At 72.3% G+C, this 17,632-nt stretch carries 15 protein-coding genes; 6 read left to right on the plus strand and 9 right to left on the minus strand.

Going from position 1 to position 17,632, the window contains the following annotated elements:
* Positions 1 to 28 precede the first annotated feature (28 nt).
* The 3 genes from purM to BMW85_RS15635 are packed head-to-tail and all read right to left on the minus strand — an operon-like array spanning position 29 to position 3,300.
* Complete coding sequence (purM, locus tag BMW85_RS15625; protein ID WP_091081798.1) at positions 29 to 1,069, minus strand: phosphoribosylformylglycinamidine cyclo-ligase; 1,041 nt, start codon at positions 1,067 to 1,069, stop codon at positions 29 to 31.
* On the minus strand, positions 1,066 to 2,502 hold the full coding sequence (gene purF, locus BMW85_RS15630) for an amidophosphoribosyltransferase (RefSeq protein ID WP_091081799.1): 1,437 nt from the start codon (positions 2,500 to 2,502) through the stop codon (positions 1,066 to 1,068). The genes purM and purF overlap by 4 nt, the downstream gene beginning before the upstream one ends.
* A gap of 51 nt (positions 2,503 to 2,553) precedes the next feature.
* On the minus strand, positions 2,554 to 3,300 hold the full coding sequence (locus BMW85_RS15635; RefSeq protein ID WP_091081801.1) for an SDR family NAD(P)-dependent oxidoreductase: 747 nt from the start codon (positions 3,298 to 3,300) through the stop codon (positions 2,554 to 2,556).
* Between the two features lie 137 nt (positions 3,301 to 3,437).
* Here BMW85_RS15635 and BMW85_RS15640 point away from each other — a divergent pair, with 137 nt between their 5' ends.
* Positions 3,438 to 4,109: an alpha/beta fold hydrolase gene (locus BMW85_RS15640; protein WP_091081802.1), complete on the plus strand. Its 672-nt coding sequence runs from the start codon at positions 3,438 to 3,440 to the stop codon at positions 4,107 to 4,109.
* A gap of 41 nt (positions 4,110 to 4,150) precedes the next feature.
* Here BMW85_RS15640 and BMW85_RS15645 read toward each other — a convergent pair whose 3' ends face one another.
* Positions 4,151 to 4,558: a MarR family winged helix-turn-helix transcriptional regulator gene (locus tag BMW85_RS15645; protein WP_091081803.1), complete on the minus strand. Its 408-nt coding sequence runs from the start codon at positions 4,556 to 4,558 to the stop codon at positions 4,151 to 4,153.
* 142 nt (positions 4,559 to 4,700) lie between these two features.
* Between BMW85_RS15645 and BMW85_RS48460 the strand changes: the two genes are divergently transcribed.
* Complete coding sequence (locus BMW85_RS48460) at positions 4,701 to 5,765, plus strand: DUF4190 domain-containing protein (protein ID WP_143082299.1); 1,065 nt, start codon at positions 4,701 to 4,703, stop codon at positions 5,763 to 5,765.
* 7 nt (positions 5,766 to 5,772) lie between these two features.
* Here BMW85_RS48460 and BMW85_RS15655 read toward each other — a convergent pair whose 3' ends face one another.
* Positions 5,773 to 6,216, minus strand: a complete 444-nt coding sequence (locus tag BMW85_RS15655) for a sterol carrier family protein (protein ID WP_091081806.1) — start codon at positions 6,214 to 6,216, stop codon at positions 5,773 to 5,775.
* Between the two features lie 194 nt (positions 6,217 to 6,410).
* Between BMW85_RS15655 and BMW85_RS15660 the strand changes: the two genes are divergently transcribed.
* A complete protein-coding gene (locus BMW85_RS15660; protein WP_091081808.1) occupies positions 6,411 to 8,477 on the plus strand; it encodes a PhoX family protein in 2,067 nt (688 codons plus the stop codon).
* Positions 8,478 to 8,512: 35 nt separating this feature from the next.
* Positions 8,513 to 10,393 (plus strand): ABC transporter ATP-binding protein, encoded by a 1,881-nt coding sequence (locus BMW85_RS15665; RefSeq protein WP_091081809.1) that lies wholly within the window; start codon positions 8,513 to 8,515, stop codon positions 10,391 to 10,393.
* Between the two features lie 5 nt (positions 10,394 to 10,398).
* Here BMW85_RS15665 and BMW85_RS15670 read toward each other — a convergent pair whose 3' ends face one another.
* Positions 10,399 to 11,820: an MFS transporter gene (locus BMW85_RS15670; protein ID WP_091081811.1), complete on the minus strand. Its 1,422-nt coding sequence runs from the start codon at positions 11,818 to 11,820 to the stop codon at positions 10,399 to 10,401.
* Positions 11,821 to 11,893: 73 nt separating this feature from the next.
* On the opposite strand from BMW85_RS15670, the gene BMW85_RS49590 reads away from it, so the two are divergent.
* Both BMW85_RS49590 and BMW85_RS15680 read left to right on the plus strand, forming a co-directional pair.
* Positions 11,894 to 12,553, plus strand: coding sequence for a TetR/AcrR family transcriptional regulator (locus BMW85_RS49590; protein ID WP_245774823.1), 660 nt, complete (start codon positions 11,894 to 11,896; stop codon positions 12,551 to 12,553).
* A complete protein-coding gene (locus BMW85_RS15680; protein ID WP_091081812.1) occupies positions 12,550 to 13,296 on the plus strand; it encodes a 5,10-methylenetetrahydrofolate reductase in 747 nt (248 codons plus the stop codon). Before BMW85_RS49590 ends, BMW85_RS15680 begins: the two co-directional genes overlap by 4 nt.
* Here the strand turns inward: BMW85_RS15680 and BMW85_RS15685 are convergent.
* The 3 genes from BMW85_RS15685 to BMW85_RS15695 are packed head-to-tail and all read right to left on the minus strand — an operon-like array spanning position 13,257 to position 17,491.
* Positions 13,257 to 14,726: an MFS transporter gene (locus tag BMW85_RS15685; RefSeq protein WP_091081814.1), complete on the minus strand. Its 1,470-nt coding sequence runs from the start codon at positions 14,724 to 14,726 to the stop codon at positions 13,257 to 13,259. The two genes, BMW85_RS15680 and BMW85_RS15685, sit on opposite strands and share 40 nt — an antisense overlap.
* A 44-nt stretch (positions 14,727 to 14,770) precedes the next feature.
* A complete protein-coding gene (locus BMW85_RS15690) occupies positions 14,771 to 15,433 on the minus strand; it encodes a Crp/Fnr family transcriptional regulator (protein WP_091081815.1) in 663 nt (220 codons plus the stop codon).
* Between the two features lie 33 nt (positions 15,434 to 15,466).
* On the minus strand, positions 15,467 to 17,491 hold the full coding sequence (locus BMW85_RS15695; RefSeq protein ID WP_245774806.1) for an adenylate/guanylate cyclase domain-containing protein: 2,025 nt from the start codon (positions 17,489 to 17,491) through the stop codon (positions 15,467 to 15,469).
* Positions 17,492 to 17,632 lie beyond the last annotated feature (141 nt).

The following is a 17,632-nucleotide window of genomic DNA, read 5'->3' on the forward strand; positions in this document are numbered from 1 at the left end:
CGGGCGGTGGTGGCGGGCCTGGCGCTGCTCAGCGGTAGTGGGCCTGGCCCGTGCCCTCGACGATCTCGCCCAGCACCCAGGCCGGCAGCCCGCGCCCGGCGAGCAGGCGGAGCGCCGCGTCGGCCGCGTCGGGCGCGACCACGGCGGCCATGCCGACGCCCAGGTTGAACGTACGGTCCATGTCCTCCTGCGCCACCCGGCCGTGGCCCGCCAGCACCTCGAAGATCGCCGGCGGCGTCCAGGACGAGCGGTCGAGCACCGCGTCCAGGCCGGACGGCAGCGAGCGGGACAGGTTGCCCTCGACGCCGCCCCCGGTGATGTGCGCGTAGGCGTGGACCTCGACGGAGCGGGCCAGCTCCAGGCAGTCGAGCGAGTAGATGCGGGTCGGCTCCAGCAGCTCCTCGCCGAGCGGACGGCCCAGCTCGGGCAGCTCCGCGTCGAGCGACAGCCCGGCCTCCCGCAGGACGTGGCGGACCAGCGAGTAGCCGTTGGAGTGGACGCCGGAGGAGGCGAGGCCCAGCACGACGTCGCCCGCGCGCACGCGGTCGGGGCCGAGCAGCGCGTCGGCCTCCACGACGCCCGTGCCGGCACCGGCGAGGTCGTACTCGTCGGCGTCCATCGCGCCCGGGTGCTCGGCCGTCTCGCCGCCCACGAGCGCCGCCCCGGCCAGCCGGCAGCCCTCGGCGACGCCGCCCACGATCTCGGCGACCCGCTCGGGCACCACCTTGCCGCAGGCGATGTAGTCGGTCATGAACAGCGGCTCGGCCCCGCACACCACCAGGTCGTCGAGGACCATGCCGACGAGGTCGATGCCGATCGTGTCGTGCTTGCCGTACTGCTGGGCGATCATGACCTTGGTGCCCACGCCGTCGGTCGAGGTGGCGAGCAGCGGCCGCCGGTAGCGCAGCAGCGCCGAGGCGTCGAACAGGCCGGCGAAGCCGCTGGCGTCGTCGACGACCTCGGGCCGGCGCGAGCGCGCGACCTTGTCCTTCATCAGCTCGACGGCCCGCTCGCCGGCGGCGATGTCGACGCCCGCGGCCTCGTAGGTGCTCGCTCTGCGCTCGCTCACGCCTTGCTCTCCAAAACGAACTTGCCGACGTTGTCCTGGTCGATCGCGATCGGGTAGTCGCCGGTGAAACAGGCCCGGCACAGGCGCTCGGCCGGCAGCGTGGTGGCCTTCGTCAGGCCCTCCAGCGAGATGTAGCCGAGCGAGTCGGCGCCGAGCGAGGCCCGGATCTCCTCGACCGTCAGCGAGCCCGCGATCAGCTCGGCCCGGGTGGCGAAGTCGATGCCGTAGAAGCACGGCCAGGCGACCGGCGGCGAGGAGATGCGTACGTGCACCTCGCGCGCCCCCGCCTCGCGCAGCATCTTGACGATGGCCCGCTGGGTGTTGCCGCGCACGATCGAGTCGTCCACGACGACCAGGCGCTTGCCCTCGACGACCTCGCGCAGCGGGTTGAGCTTCAGCCGGATGCCGAGCTGGCGGATGGTCTGCGACGGCTGGATGAAGGTGCGGCCGACGTAGGAGTTCTTGACCAGGCCCTGCCCGTAGGGGATGCCGCTCTCCTCGGCGTAGCCGACGGCGGCGGGGGTGCCGGACTCGGGGGTGGGAATGACGAGGTCGGCCTCCACCGGGTGTTCGCGGGCCAGCACCCGGCCCACCTCGACCCGGGTGACCTGGACGCCGCGCCCGGCGATCGTGGTGTCGGGGCGGGCGAGGTAGACGTACTCGAACAGGCAGCCCTTGGGCTCGGCCAGCGCGAAGCGGCGCGAGCGCACGCCGCGCTCGTCGATGGTGAGCAGCTCGCCCGGCTCGATCTCGCGGACGAACGTGGCGCCCACGATGTCGAGCGCCGCCGTCTCGGAGGCGACCACCCAGCCGCGCTCCAGGCGGCCGAGCACCAGCGGGCGGATGCCCTGCGGGTCGCGGGCCGCGTAGAGGGTCTTCTCGTCCATGAACACCAGCGAGTAGGCGCCCTTGACCTGCGGCAGCAGCTCGGCGGCGGAGTCCTCGATGCTGCGGGTGCGGTCCTGCGCGAGCAGCGTGGTCAGGACCTCGGTGTCGGTGGTGGCCCTGGTGGACCCCGGCGCGAGGCGCTCGGCCAGCACCGGGGTGTTGATCAGGTTGCCGTTGTGTGCGAGCGCGAGCCCGCCGACCTCCGTGGAGCTCAGCGTGGGCTGCGCGTTCTCCCACACGCTCGATCCGGTCGTGGAGTAGCGGCAGTGGCCGATGGCCAGGTGGCCCCGCAGGGTGCCCAGCACGGACTCGTCGAAGACCTGGGAGACCAGACCCATGTCCTTGTAGACGAGTATGCGGCTGCCCTCACTGGCCGCGATGCCCGCGGACTCCTGGCCGCGGTGCTGCAACGCGTACAGCCCGTAGTAGGTGAGCTTGGAAACTTCCTCGCCTGGTGCCCAGACGCCGAAGACGCCGCAGGCGTCTTTCGGCGCGCGGTCGTGGGGGTCCAGGTCATGGCCGAGCCGGCCGTCGCCCTTCAGCACATGGTTCAGTCTAGGTCGGCGTCTTCCGTGCTCGCGCATCCGGGTACGCCATCACACCGCGTGCGATGACCTGCCCGCATTCGAACCGTCGCGGACCAGCTCGCCCGTGACGTTGCGGTTGGCGGCCGAGCCGAGGAAGACGATCAGGGCGGCCATGTCCTCGGCCGTGGACAGGCGGCGGCTCGGCGTGCGGGCGGCGATCTCGTCGAGCACGGCCTGGGGGATCGGCCGCCGGGAGTCGGTGAGCGTGAGGCCGGCGACCGCCACGTTGACCAGGATGCCGTCCCGGCCCGCCTCCCAGGCGAGGGCGCGGGCCATGCCGTGCAGGGCCATCTTGGCGGTGCCGTACGGGCCGGGGCCCGGCACGCCCTCCTCGGCGACCCCCGACGAGACGAACACGATCCGGCCGAACCCGCGCCGCCGCATCTCCGGCAGCACCGCCTGGACGAGCAGCGCGTTGCCGACGACGTTGGCGTGCAGGGCCGCGGTCCACTCGGCGGCGGGCACGTCCTCGAACGGCATGCTGCCCGGCATGACCCCGCCCCAGCGGACGGCGTTGGCCACCAGCGCGTCCACGGGCCCGGCCTGGGCGACGGCGGCGGCGATGGTGGCGTGGTCCGAAAGGTCGAGGCGGACGGCCGCCGCCTCGCCGCCTTCGGCCTCGACGCGCTTGACGACCTCGGCCGCGCGGTCGGGGCCGGTGTTGTAGGTGAGGGTGACGCGGGCGCCGGTCCTGGCGTACGCGAGAGCGGTCGCGGCGCCGATGCCGGACGATCCGCCCGTGATGAGGACGTGCATTTGGGGGCTCCTTCAGCTCAAATTAGCCGACTAATTAGCCAGCTAACCAGAAGAGGGCGCACCGGGGCAAGCTGGACTCGTCCAGGGCCCGCGAAGCGCACAGGAATCAGCGCCGGCGAGACCTCGTTCACGCCTGCATGACGACCTTCGTTCTCGTCCCCGGCGGCTGGCGCGGCGGCTGGTACTTCTCCGGCCTGGCCGACCGGCTCCGCACAGCCGGACACCGGGCGCTGACCGTCACCCCCACCGGCGTCGGCGACCGCGCCCACCTGAGCTCCGCCAACGTCAATCTCGACACGCACATCGACGACGTGCTCGCCGTGCTCGCCGTCGAGCAGGTCGGCGACGCCGTTCTCGTCGGGCACAGCTACGGCGGCATGGTGATCACCGGTGCCGCCGACCGTGCCCCTTCCGGTGTGGTGCGCCGCCTGGTCTACGCCGACGCCTACGTACCCAAGGACGGCCAGTCCTGTTGGGACCTGACCACCGATGCCTACCGCGCCCTGTTCCTGGACGGTGCGGCGGCGGACGGATATGCGGTCCAGCCGCCTCCCGGCCGAGACCCGCGCGTGACCGCGCATCCACTGGCCTCCTTCCTCCAGCGGATCCGGCTGGACGCGGCCGGCCTGCGTGACGTCAAGACCCGGGACTACGTGTATCTGTCCGGCTGGGACGGCACGCCGTTCACCGCCGTCCGTGACCGCCTGGCCGACGACCCGAACTGGCGGGTCCACACCCTGGACAGCGGCCATGACGTGTGGAGGGATGCTCCGCAGGAGTTCCTGGAGATCCTTCTGCTCGGCGAGTAGCCACGGCTAGCCACGACATCGGTGCGGCCGGCCGCGGCAGGTCAGTGGCACCGGGCGCGGATCAGGCGCGACAGGACGTCGCGTTCGGTGGCGTCCAGGTCGCGCTGCAGGTCCTCGTCCAGCTCGTGCCAGATCCGCTCCACGGGGTCGCGCAGGGCCCTGCCCGCCTCGGTCAGGTGCACGCGGATGAGCCGCGGGCGGCCGGGGTCGGGGGAGCGGCGGACGAAACCGGCGCGTTCGAGCCGCTGGAGGGTCTTCGTGACCGTGGGCGGCTCGACGCCGAGGCGGGCGATCAGCTCGCTCTGCGTCAGGCCGTCCTCGCGCCAGAGCTGGTTGAGCAGCATCTCCTGTCCCACGTGCAGCCCGAGCGGCACCAGGGCGGCGGCGAGCTGGTTGCGGTGCCGTTTCATGAGCGTGATCAGCGCGTACGACAGGGTCTCGTCCAGCATGCCCTCATCTTGCCCGCCGCGTGCCGGTTGGGCGCATGGTGACCCAAGGATGAGCGCCCTTTTGCCGTGTCGCGTGGTTTAGCGAACGGCCTCCGCGAAAGGGTGAAGTGTCCGGATAGCAGACCGGTCGGGAGGCGCAGACGTGACGACATCCGGCGATCCGAACGAGCCCGGCCAGGGGCGGGACGTGCCGCGGCGCGAGGAGGGACCCGACGCTCCCGAGCCGTCGCGTGAGCGGCCCGGGCCGTACGAGGGGGAGGAGCCCATCGCCCCCGCGCCGCCCGTCGTGCCCCCGCCCCACGAGCCGCCCCACGAGCCCCCGCCCCGGCCCGGCCCCGGACCGGTGGGGGAGCCCCAGCACCCCGACCTGCCCACGTCACCCGAGACCCCGAGCCCGTCCGTGGGCGCGGAGGGACAGGGCGCGGAGGGACCGCGCCCGGAGGGACAGGGCTCGGAGGGACCGGGCGCGGAGGGACCGCGCCCAGAGGGAGCGGGGCCGGAAGGGGCGAGGCCCGGGGAGGACGCCGAGGAGACGCAGGCGTTCCCCGTCGTGCCTGGCGCGACGCCCGCCTACCCCGGCTGGGAGAGCACCCCGCAGGAGGAGCCCCCGCCCAAGCCCACACCCTCCCGGTACGAGCAGCCGCCCGAGGACACCCAAGGCCCCCACTTCGCCTCGCCCGGAGGCACGCCCTCAGGCCCGCAGCACCCTTACGGCGGCTACGGGCCCCCGGGCGGGGGCGGCGGCGAGGTCCCGCCGGCCGTGCCGCCGCCACCGGAGTCCGTCCCCGGCACCAGCCCGTCCAGCCCGTACGGCGGCCCGCCCGGCTACAACCCGCCCTCCTACGGCTATCCAGGCGCCCCTTACCAGTACGGCGGCCCGCCTCCACCGCCGGACCGGACCGGCAACGGCCTGGCCACGGCCTCGCTCGTGCTCGGCGTGGCCAGCCCTTTCCTGGTGTTCGTCTGCTTCACCGGCGTGATCACCGCGATCCTGTCGATCGTGTTCGGCTGCGTGGCCCTCGCGCGGAAGGCGGGCAAGGGCCGGGCCGTCGCCGGGATCGTGATCAGCGTGCTGTCCCTGATCCTGTTCGCGATCGTGGCGGTCTGGTTCTGGAACGTCGTGCAGGACTGCGCTCATCTGACCGGCCCGGCGGCCGACCGCTGCTTCGAGGAGCGTTTCCCCTGGATGAACGGCAGCCGGGGCTGACCGCAGGCTAGTTCTCCAGGGGCAGGTGCGCCGACAGGTCGGCGCGGGAGCCGCTGGCCGAGACCGCGCCCTTGGCCACGGCCTCCTCCCATGTCAGCCGCCCGACGGCGAGCTCGATCCAGGTGCGCCCGTCGGTCTCGACCACGTTGGGCGGCGTGCCCCGGGTGTGGCGGGGGCCGGGGATCGCCTGGACGGCCGCGTACGGCGGCACGCGTACCTCGACGGTCCGCCCGGGGGCGGCGGTGGCCAGGCGGTCGAGGAGGTGGCGCACGGCCTGCCTGGCGGCGTCGCGCTCGGGGGTGAGCCCGCGGTCGTAGGCGGCCAGCACGGCCGCGACGAGCGCGCCGGGCAGGGCGGCGGCGGGCCCGTCGTACGGCGGCTCGTCCAGGGCGACGAGCTGCGCGTCGAGGGCGGCTCTCAGTTTCTCCGGGTCCAGCTTGCGAGGTGGCACTTCGTCATTGTCTCCCGAGGTCACTGTCTCCCGAGGTCACTGTCTCCTGAGGTCACTGTCTCCCGAGGTCACTGTCTCCCCGAGGTCACTGTCTCCCGAGAGCGTTCATCAGGACGGAGGTCGTCGTTCACCTGAGGTTTCGTCGCCGACCGTAGCCTCCGGACCGTAGTTACGCGCACACTCTTGGAGGATTTGTGGCGAACCAGATCGGGGGCGGGCGGCGACCGCTGCTGCCGCTTCTCTCCACCCCGCACAAAGGCGGCCGTTCCGCGTTGACCTGCCGGTTCCGATGTGGGGACGCGTGCGCGCACGACGTGGCCAACACCTCGGACAACGTCTACTTCGGCGACGTGGTGCGAGAGGCGATCTCGCGCCGCGGGGTGCTGCGGGCGGGCGCGCTCGGCGCTCTGGTGGCCGGCGTGGGCGTGGCGGGAGCGGCTCCGGCCTTCGCCGACCGGCCGGTGCACGCCCCAGGACCGAACGGCGGCGGCAACGGCGGTCTTGCCTTCGCCCCCGTCGCCCCGAACACCGAGGACGCGCTGACGATCCCCGCCGGCTACCGCTCCTCCGTGGTCGTCCGCTGGGGCGACCCGGTGCTGCCCGACGCGCCGGCCTTCGACTTCGACAACCAGACCGCCGAGGCGCAGGCCAAGCAGTTCGGCTACAACTGCGACTACGTGACGGTGCTGCCGCTCGGCCACGACCGCGCGCTGATGTGGGTGAACCACGAGTACACCGACGAGAGCCTGATGTTCCGCGGCTACACGGGCGGCGCCGCCGCGACCGAGGAGCAGATCAGGATCGCCCTCGCCGCGCACGGCGGCTCGGTCGTGGAGCTCGAGCGCGCGGGCGGCACCGGCGAGTGGAAGCTGGTCACCAAGGGCCGTCGCCGCTACAACCGGCGCATCACCGCTCAGACGCCCATGAAGTTCTCCGGCCCGGCCGCGGGCAGCGACCTGCTCAAGACGGCCGCCGACCCCAAGGGCGTCCAGCCGGTCGGCATGCTGAACAACTGCTCGGGCGGCACCACCCCGTGGGGGACCGTGCTGACCGCCGAGGAGAACATCGACCAGTACTTCGTCAACGGCGACAAGGTCCCCGAGGCGCAGAAGCCGTACATCACCCGCTACACGATCACCACCGGCACCCCGTCGAGCAACCGGCGCTTCGACCGCGTCGAGGAGCGCTTCGACCTGGCCAAGCACCCGAACGAGGCCAACCGGTTCGGGTGGATCGTGGAGATCGACCCGTTCGACCCGGACTCCACCCCGATCAAGCGCACGGCGCTCGGCCGCTTCAAGCACGAGGCCGCCACGACGACGCTGTCCCGCGACCGGCGCCTGGTGGTCTACATGGGTGACGACTCGCGCTTCGAGTACATCTACAAGTTCGTCTCGAAGAACCGCTACAACCCGGGCAATGACCGGCACAACCGGACGCTCCTGGACGAGGGCACCCTGTACGTCGCCAGGTTCACCGGCAACAGCCCGGCCGCCGAGCTCGACGGCTCCGGCAAGCTGCCCGCCGACGGCGCGTTCGACGGCTCCGGCGAGTGGATCCCGCTGGTGTCGGGCGACCGGTCGTACGTGGAGGGCATGACCGCCCAGGAGGTGCTGGTCTACACCCGCGTGGCTGCCGACAAGGTGGGCGCGACGAAGATGGACCGCCCCGAGGACATGGAGCGCAACCCGGTCACCGGCGGCGTCTACGTGGCGCTCACCAACAACAGCAACCGCACCGCTGCCCAGGTGGACGAGGCCAACCCGCGCGCGTCCAACAAGCACGGCCACGTGCTGGAGCTGGTGGAGAAGCGGGACGACGCCGCCGCGACGACGTTCGCCTGGTCGGTGCCGCTGGTCTGCGGCGACCCCGCCGACCCGGCGACGTACTTCGCGGGCTACGACAAGAGCAAGGTCTCGCCGATCTCGTGCCCGGACAACGTCACCTTCGACCGCGAAGGCAACCTGTGGATCTCCACGGACGGCAACGCGCTCGGCTCCAACGACGGCCTGTTCGTCATGCCGGTGCGCGGCAAGGAGCGGGGCCACCTGCGGCAGTTCCTGACCGTGCCGGTCGGCGCGGAGACCTGCGGTCCGCTGGTGACCGAGGACCAGCGCAGCGTCTTCGTGGCCGTGCAGCACCCGGGCGAGCTCGACGGCGCCACGCCTGACAAGCCGGCCAGCCGCTGGCCCGACGGCGACCAGCCGCGCCCGGCCGTGGCGGTCGTCTGGCACGGGAAGAACAAGAAGATCGGCGCTTGACCTCAACATAACTTGAGGCAATAGCGTCCCATGCCATGAGCATGGAGATGACGGCCTGGCACCAGCTGTACTCGATGAACGACCAGCGGGAGCGTCGCCCACTGTCGCGGGCGACGCTCCGGCGCATCGGCGGCTTCGCCCGCCCCCACCGGGCCAAGCTCGCGCTGTTCGTGCTGCTCAGCGTGGTGCTGGCGGGCCTCGCGGTGGCCTCGCCGCTGCTCGCGGGCCGGGTCGTGGACGCGATCTTCAACGCCGAGCCGTTCGGCGTGGTCGGCGTGGTGGCGGTGGCCATCGCCGGGATCGCCGTCGCCGAGGCGGGGCTCGGGCTGGTCAACCGGTGGCTGTCGGCCGGCATCGGCGAGGACCTGATCCTCGGGCTGCGCACCGCCGTCTTCGACCACGTCCAGCGGATGCCGATCGCCTTCTTCACCAGGACCCGTACTGGCGCGCTGGTCAGCAGGCTCAACAACGACGTGATCGGGGCGCAGCGGGCGTTCACCGACACCCTGTCCGGCGTGGTCGGCAACGTCGTGACGCTGGCGCTGACGCTCACCGCCATGATCGGCATCTCGTGGCAGATCACGCTGCTCGCGCTGCTGCTCCTGCCGGTGTTCGTGCTGCCCGCGCGGCGCATGGGCACGCGCGTCGCCCGGCTGCGCCGCGAGGCGGCCGACCACAACGCCGCCATGGGCACCCAGATGACCGAACGTTTCTCCGCGCCGGGCGCGACGCTGGTCAAGCTGTTCGGCCGGCCCGACCGCGAGTCGGCCGAGTTCGCCGCGCGGGCCCGCCGGGTGCGCGACATCGGCGTGCGCTCGGCCATGACCCAGTCGGCCTTCGTCACCGCGCTGACCCTGGTCTCGGCGCTCGCCCTGGCCCTCGTGTACGGCCTCGGCGGCTTCTACGCCCTGCGCGAGCAGCTCCAGCCCGGCGCGGTCGTCGCGATGGCCATGCTGCTCACCCGTCTGTACGCCCCGCTGACCGCCCTCGCCTCCGCCCGCATGGACATCATGAGCGCGGTCGTCAGCTTCGAGCGCGTCTTCGAGGTCCTGGACCTCAAGCCGCTCATCCAGGAACGGCCCGGTGCCCGCGAGGTCCCGGCCGGGCCGGTCGCGGTCGAGTTCGACGACGTGCGCTTCGCCTACCCCTCGGCGGACAAGGTCTCGCTGGCCTCGCTGGAGGCGGTCGCCGTGCTCGACTCGCGCGGCGGCGAGGAGGTGCTGCACGGGATCTCGTTCCGGGCCGAACCCGGACAGGTCGTCGCCCTCGTCGGCTCCTCGGGCGCGGGCAAGTCCACGATCGCCCAGCTCCTGCCCCGCCTGTACGACGTCGACTCCGGCGCGGTCCGGCTCGCCGGCGTGGACGTGCGGGAGCTGTCCTTCGACTCCATCCGCGACACCCTGGGCCTGGTCACCCAGGACGGCCACCTCTTCCACGAGACGATCAGGGCCAACCTGCTGCTGGCCCGCCCCGAGGCCACCGAGGACGAGCTGTGGGACGCGCTCACCCGGGCCCGCCTCGCCACCCTCATCGCCTCGCTGCCCGACGGCCTCGACACGGTCGTGGGCGAGCGCGGCTACCGCCTGTCGGGCGGCGAGCGCCAGCGGCTCACGATCGCCCGCCTGCTGCTGGCCCAGCCCAGGGTGGTGGTCCTGGACGAGGCCACGGCGGCGCTCGACGCGACCTCCGAGGCCGCCGTGCAGGACGCGCTCGGCGAGGCACTCGCGGGCCGTACCGCCGTGGTCATCGCCCACCGCCTGTCCACGATCCGCGCCGCCGACCTCATCCTGGTCGTCGAGGACGGCCGGATCGTCGAACGCGGCACCCACGCCGAGCTCCTGGCCGCCGGCGGCCGCTACGAAGAGCTCTACCGCACCCAGTTCGACGACCCCACGACCGCCGAGGCGTTCGCCTAGACGTCTCAGACGGCGCCGTGCCCGGCGGTCGCGGGGGCGGCGGCTCGGGGCTCCTCGACCGCCGGGGTGCGGCGGACACGGAGGGCCCAGAGGGCGATCGGGATGGCGGCCAGCATCACGACCGCCGCGATGACCAGCGTGAACCGGTACGCGTCGAGGAAGGCGGCCAGCGCGGGCAGGCCGCTCGCGCTCTGCCGGGAGCTGAGGATCGCCCCCAGGACGGTGATGCCGAGCAGGCCGAAGACCTCGCGGGAGACGTTCAGCATGCCCGAGGCCACGCCCGAGCGTCCGGTGGGCATGCTGTTCAGCACCGCCGCGGTGAGCGGCACGAGCAGGCCCGCGCCGAGGCCGTACAGGATGAGCCACGGGCCGACGTCGGCGTAGCCGGCGTCCCCGCCGACGCCGGAGAGCAGGTAGACCGCCGCCCCCATCAGGGCCAGGCCGAGCGCGACCGTCGGGCCGAGGCCGAGCAGCCGGCTCGCCCGCTGCGACAGCAGCGCGACGACGGCCGTGACCAGGGCCATCGGCACGAACGACGCGCCCGCCTCGGTGGGGGAGAAGCCGAGCACGTTCTGCAGCCACAGGGCGCTGAAGAAGTAGATACCGAACACCCCGAACGACCAGATCCCGCTGGTGAGCAGCCCGCCGCTGAACACCCGCGACCGGAACAGCGACAGCACGAGCATCGGCTCGGCCGCCCGGGACTCGATCACCAGGAACGCCACGGCCGCCACCGCGGCCACCCCGAACGCGGCCAGGATCCCCGGCGAGGTCCATCCGGCCGCGTCGCCCTCGATCAGCCCGTACGTCAGCGCGACCAGCGCCAGCGCCGAGGTCACCAGCCCCGGCAGGTCCAGGCTGTGCCGCCGGCCCCGGGGGGAGGGCTTGATCGCCCAGAGCGCGAGCCCGACCGTGGCCACCCCGATCGGCACGTTGACCAGGTAGATCCAGCCCCAGTGCAGGTTCTCGCTGATGAACCCGCCGGTGACCGGCCCGAGCGCCATGGACAGCGCGCCGGTCGCGCTCCACACGCCCACGGCCCGCCCGCGTTCGCCGGGGTCGGGGAAGATCTGCCCGATCAGCGCCAGCGCCGTGGGGGTGAGCAGCGCGGCCCCCACGCCCTGCGCGGCCCTGGCCGCGATCAGCATGCCGCCGCTCGTGGCCAGCCCGGCGGCCAGCGACGAGGCGGTGAAGACCGCGAGGCCGGCCAGGAACACCCGCCGCGCCCCGAACACGTCCGCCAGCCGTCCCCCGGCCAGCATGAGCCCGGCGAAGACCAGGATGTACGAGCTCACGATCCACTCCAGCCCGGAGACGGTCAGCCCGAGCTCCCGCTGGATCGTGGGCAACGCCACATTGCCCACGTTGTTGTCCAAATAGGTCATGAAGGTGCCCAGAGTCACCGCGACCAACGCCCACCATCGCATGGCGATGCCTTCCTGTACGCCGTACTTGTACGGCGTACAGTTGAACTTGTACGGCGTATAGTTGTCAACCGTGATGGGAAAACTGACCGCTCAGGCGATCGCGGCGCGCGCCCTGGAGATCGGCGACGCCGAAGGACTCGACGCCGTGACGATCAGGCGTCTCGCCACCGAGCTGGGCGTGACCCCGATGGCCCTCTACTGGCACTTCAAGAACAAGGACCAGCTCCTCGCGGGCATGGCCGACCACCTCATCGCCGGCTTCGCGCCGAAGCCCGCCGACCGGCGCCCGTGGCAGGAGCAGCTCCGCGACCTCATGGTCGGGCTGATCCGCACGCTGCGCGCGCACCCCTGCGCCAGGAGCGTCATCGAGCAGGTGGACGTCATCACCGTCCCGAACTTCCTGGCCATCTGGAACCAGGCGCTCGGCGTCGGCCGCGACGCCGGCTTCAACCGTGACGAGAGCTGCCTCATCAGCCGCTACCTGCTCAACAGCGCCATCGCCATCGCCGACGCCCCCGCGCACCACCGCGCGGGACGCGAGAACGCCTCCGCCGTCCGGGCCAAGCTCATCGGCCTGCAGTCGGTGCCGCCCGAGACCTATCCGCACATCGTGGAGATGGCCGTGCCGCTGGTCGAGGGCCCGGACCCGGAGCTCTACGACACCTTCGGCGTCGACCTCGTCCTGGCGGGCATCGAAACGCTGGCCTGCCGGCGGCTAGGGTCCTCTTCGTGACCTTCGAGCTGATCTGCGAGATCGAACCCCCCACCAAACCCGATCTGAAGCACGTCAGGCACCAGATCGGCACCATGAGCACGATCGCCCACTCCTTCCTCATCCCCGACAACCACATCGGCCGCGCGACCGTGTCGAGCGTGGCCGTGGCGCACGAGGTCGAGGCGATGGGCGGGCGCGGCATCGCCTGCCTCAACTCCCGCGACCGCAACCTGCTCGGCTTCCGGCGCGACCTGCTGACCGCCGCCGCCTACGGGGTCGAGCAGTTCCTGTTCGTCTACGGCGACAAGCCGACGAGCGGCAACCGGACCAGCGACCTCACCGTGCGCTCGATGATCGAGGAGGCGCGGGCGTTCTCGCCGGACCTCCGGCTCGGCGCGGCGGCCGGGCTGCGCTCCCTGCCCGCGTGGAAGCACGCGGCCGACTTCCTGTTCCTCCAGGTCAGCTACTCGGTGGAGGACCAGCTCCGGTGGCGTGACGAACATCCGGCGGACCTGCCCGTCTACGCCGGGGTCATGGTCCTCGCCAGCGAGCGCCACGCCCGCACCCTGTCCGCCGCGATCCCCGACATCGGCATCCCCGACGATCTCGTCCGGCGGGTGGCGGCCGACCGCATGGCGGGCGTCGAGGCGGCCTGCGAGCAGGTGCTCGCGCTGCGCGAGTCCGGCGCGTTCGCCGGGGTGCACCTCGTCCCGGTCTCCCGCTACCGCGACGTCGAGTCCAGGCTCTCCGCCGCCCTCTGACCGCGCGCCAGCGCCGCCAGCAGCGCGCCCGCCACGGCGACCGCGAACAGCACCGCGTACGCCCGCTGGAAGCCGTCCATGAGCTGCCCGACGGCCACGGGCGAGAGCGTGGACAACGTTCCGGCGTACACCTGGGCGCGCAGCTCCGGCCCCACGGAGGCGGTCACCACGCTGAGCGACAGCCCGACGCTGATCACGACCCCGACGTTCATGATCATGATGCGGAAGCCGTTGACCACGCCCAGGCTGCCGCTCGGCAGCGCCGCCATGACCTGCGTGGTGTTGCCGGTCAGGAACGTCCCGCTGCCGCACCCGGCCACGAACAGGCCGATCCCGGTCACCCAGTACGGCGTGCCAGGATCGGCCGTCAGCACCAGCGTCCCGAGCCCCAGCGCGCTGAGCGTCGCCCCGCCGATCGACAGCGCGTACGGCGACACCCGCCGCCCCAGCAGCCCCACCAGCGGCGAGGCCAGCCCGATCCCGACCGGCACCGGCAGCACGCTGAGCCCCGCCGCGAACGCGTCCAGCCCTCGCGCGGCCTGGAAGTACAGCGCCACCACGAGGATCAGCGCCGAGCGCGCGAGCGCGTTGCAGAACGAGGCCGCGTTCGCGTACGCCAGCAGCCGCCCGCCGAACAGCCGCAGGTCCAGCACCGGGTTCGAGGCCCGCCGCTCGGCCAGCACGACGAGCGGCACCAGCACCACGAACACCCCGGCCCCGGCCAGCACCACCGGGCTGGTCGGCCCGCGCGAGCCCGCCTCCGACAGCGCCAGCAGCAGCGCCGACAGCGCGGCGAACAGCAGCACGTTGCCCGGCGCGTCCACCGGGCTGCGCGGCCCCCGGGGCATCCTGCGCAGGATCGCCGCGCCCCAGCCGAGCGCGAGCAGCCCGGCGGGGACGTTCACCCAGAAGATCCACTGCCAGCCGGCGGTCGCCGCGATGAGGCCGCCGACCGTGGGCCCGGCGAGCTGCGCCACCGAGAGCGTGCCGATGTAGACGCCCATGCCCTGGCTCAGCCGCTCGGGCGGGAAGGCGTCGGTGATGATCACGGTGCCGTTCGCCAGGATCATCGCCCCGCCGACCGCCTGCACCACGCGCATCGCGATCAGGAACCACACGTCCGGCGACAGCCCCGCGAGCAGCGAGGCCAGCGTGAACAGGGCGAACCCCGCCAGGTAGACCTCCCGCCTGCCCAGCAGGTCGGCCACCCGGCCGAAGAACACCAGGCTCGCCGTGTTGACCAGGAGGTACGACAGCAGGATCCAGCCGGACTCGGTCGGCCCGGCCGCGAAGTGCCGCACGACGGTCGGTAAGGCCACGTTGAGCGTGCTGCCGGCGATGCCGATGAGGACGAGCCCCAGGCTGGTGACCGAGCACGCCTTCCAGGCGTAGCGGAGGCGGCTGTCGTCTTGGGGGGTGACCGCGACCATGCTCCCACTATGACGTACGACGTACGTCCGATTCGGTGGGAGGGTTACCTGGCGCGCTTCCTGAGGCCGTCGAGGTCGTGGATGACCACCCGCCGCCGCCCGGTCTCGATCAGCCCCCGGTCGCGCAGCGTGCGCAGCGCCTTGCTGACCGCCTCCCGCGACGCGCCGGTCCAGCCCGCCAGCTCGTCCTGCGACAGCGGCAGCGCCACGCGCACCCCGCCGTTGGTCTTCTCGCCGTACCGCTCGGCCAGCTCGATCAGCCGGGTCGCGACCCGGCCGGTCGTGTCGTAGGCGCCGTACTCGACGCGTTTCCTGTCGGAGTCGCGCAGCCGGCTGGTGACCAGCTTCATGAGCAGCACCGCGATCCGCCCGTGGGCCTCCAGGAACGCCGGGAAGTCGCGGACCACGATGCCGCTGATCGGCTCCAGCGCGGTGACCGTGGCCGAGCGCGGCGAGCCGTCGATGGCCGACATGTCGCCGAGCAGCCCGCCGGGGCCGCGTACGGCCAGCACCACCTCGGTGCCGCCGCTCGTGTGGGAGGACACCTTGACCCGGCCGTCGAGCAGCACGAGCACCCAGTCGGAGAGATCGCCCTCGTTCATCACGGCGGTGCCGCGATCCCAGCGGCGCAGCCGCCCGGCGGCGCGCAGGGCCTGCGCCTCCTCGTCGGTGAGCATGGACAGGAACTCGCCTGGCTCTGGGTCCATGCGCCCGATTATGTCGGCAGGAGCCCCGCCCATCTACGTCAAACCCGTCAGAACGTACGCCGCGACGAGCTCTTCCTTGCCCTTCAGGCTCAGCCGCCCCAGAGGGCTGACCGCCGCGCCCTCGCCGAGCTGCTTGAGCGTCGTCCCGCCGATGACGACCGTGCCCGGCTCGGCGATGCCCTCCAGCCGGGCGGCCACGTTGACGCAGTCGCCCATCGCGTTGAAGCCGCGCAGCTCGGGGCTGCCGATGTTGCCGACGAGGGCGGGGCCGGTGTTGACCCCCACCCGGAACGTCGGCCACGGCACGTCGTCCACCCGTTTCCACGCCATCTCCTCGGCCACCTCGGCCGCGGCCTGCTGCATCGCCAGCGCGGCCCGGCAGGCGGCCCGCGCGTGGTCCGCCTGCGCGGCCGGGGCGTTGAACAGCGCGAGCAGCGCGTCCCCGACGAACTGCACGATCGTGCCGCCGTTGTCGAGGATGCACGGCACGGCGGCCGTGTGGTAGCGGTTGAGCATCTCGACGATCTCGCCCGGCGTGACCCTCTCCGAGAACGTCGTGAAGCCCTTCAGGTCGGCGAAGAGCGCGGTCAGCTCGCGCAGCTCGCCGCCGAGCGCCGCCTGCGCCGGATCGGCCAGCAGCGCGTGCGCCACGTCCGGCGACATGTACTGGTGGAACAGCGTGTGCAGCTCCCGGTAGAGGCGGGCGTTCTCCAGCGAGAGGCTGAGCTGGCCGGCGAGCGTGGCGGCCAGCGCCTCGTCCTGGCCGGTCCGGCCGATCGGCACCTCCAGCACGCCCGCCAGCCTGTTCTTGACGGTGAGCGGGAAGGCCAGCAGGTGGTCGCGGCGGATCGGCTCGTCGCCGGTGAAGGCGTACTCGCGCGAGCCGATCTGCGTCCGGCCGTCGGCCACCAGCCCGATCTTGACGTCCCCGTACGCCTGCCGCACCCGCTCCAGCGACGAGGACAGCAGCTCGTCCTCCGGCAGGCCGACCTTGGTCCGGGCGCTGACGTCCACCAGGGCCGCCAGCCGGGCCGACAGCTCGCGCTCGTTCGCGAGGGCCGCGCCCGCCCGGTCCAGCACCGCGGCCTGGCTCTCGTTGAGCCGGAACTTGCCCGACAGGCGGGTCGCGGCCAGCGGCTCGCCCCTGCGTACGGCCTCGACCAGCTCCTCCAGCGCCCGGTCGTAGTCCTGCGTGATCCGCCGTACGGTCGCCGCGAGCGTCACCGAGTCGAACAGTCCCGCGCTCGACCCCTCGCGCCGGAACTGCAGGTAGGCGCTGTAGGCCACGAAGACGAAGGCCAGGGTCAGCAGCAGGTGCCACTCCCACCACGACAGGTGCCAGTTGAGCTGCGACATGCCGGCCACCATCGACTCGGCCAGCAGCGCGTACGCGGTGATGAGGCTGATCAGCATGGCCGACGGCCGCCGCCGGTGGATGAGGAACATCATCACGCTGGCGGCGGCGTACAGCAGCAGGCCGGGGATCGAGCCCCAGGCGAGCCAGGGCACCGGCGTCAGGGAGGGCGGTTCGCTGAGCGCGGTCAGCCCCGGCACCAGCGAGGCGACGCCCCACACCACCATGAAGCCGAGCAGCGCCGCGCGGATGACGTGCTGCGCGCCCAGCACCCGTGCGGCGGCCCGCGCGCCGAGCGGCAGCGCCGAGGCGAAGGCGAACACGGCGGCGACCGACAGGCCCACCTGCTGCCCGATGTCGAAGCCGAGCGAGCCCGTGTGCAGGATGATCATCGGTGTGGCCAGGCCGTGCATGAAGAAGAAGCCGGCGCTGCTCAGGAAGACCATGGACACGAGGAACAGGCGGGCGTCGCGGCGGCGGCGCGAGGCCTCGCTGATCATCAGGCCGAGCGCCACGTTGACCCCGGCGACCGCGACGATCAGCCAGAAGTGGCTCGGGTTGTGCTGCCAGGGGATGTTGACGGAGTCGTTGGCCAGCAGGAGCCAGAGGCCCAGCATGGGCAGGACCAGGTGGATCGCCCAGACCACGCCGCGGACCGGCTGGGTGGCCGGCGGCAGGTAGGGGGCGGGATCGGCGCTAGGCACAAGCCGATTATCCACGCGAGGCCGATGCCGGGACTGTGCCGTTTTACTCACCCGAGTCACCGACAATCGGTCAACCTGGTAAGTAACGCTTTGCAGTGTGACAAATACGTTATGTAGTTTCTGCCAACCTCTGGACCGTTT

The organism is Nonomuraea wenchangensis (genome assembly GCF_900111685.1).
Taxonomy (GTDB): Bacteria; Actinomycetota; Actinomycetes; order Streptosporangiales; family Streptosporangiaceae; genus Nonomuraea; species Nonomuraea wenchangensis.

Bases quoted from the DNA above. Each gene is read 5' to 3' on its own strand.
- BMW85_RS15635 (WP_091081801.1), bottom strand. From the start codon at position 3,300: ATGCACGTCCTCATCACGGGCGGATCGTCCGGCATCGGCGCCGCGACC.
- BMW85_RS15640 (WP_091081802.1), top strand. From the start codon at position 3,438: ATGACGACCTTCGTTCTCGTCCCCGGCGGCTGGCGCGGCGGCTGGTAC.
- BMW85_RS15645 (WP_091081803.1), bottom strand. From the start codon at position 4,558: ATGCTGGACGAGACCCTGTCGTACGCGCTGATCACGCTCATGAAACGG.
- BMW85_RS15665 (WP_091081809.1), top strand. From the start codon at position 8,513: ATGAGCATGGAGATGACGGCCTGGCACCAGCTGTACTCGATGAACGAC.
- BMW85_RS15670 (WP_091081811.1), bottom strand. From the start codon at position 11,820: ATGCGATGGTGGGCGTTGGTCGCGGTGACTCTGGGCACCTTCATGACC.
- BMW85_RS49590 (WP_245774823.1), top strand. From the start codon at position 11,894: ATGGGAAAACTGACCGCTCAGGCGATCGCGGCGCGCGCCCTGGAGATC.
- BMW85_RS15685 (WP_091081814.1), bottom strand. From the start codon at position 14,726: ATGGTCGCGGTCACCCCCCAAGACGACAGCCGCCTCCGCTACGCCTGG.
- BMW85_RS15690 (WP_091081815.1), bottom strand. From the start codon at position 15,433: ATGGACCCAGAGCCAGGCGAGTTCCTGTCCATGCTCACCGACGAGGAG.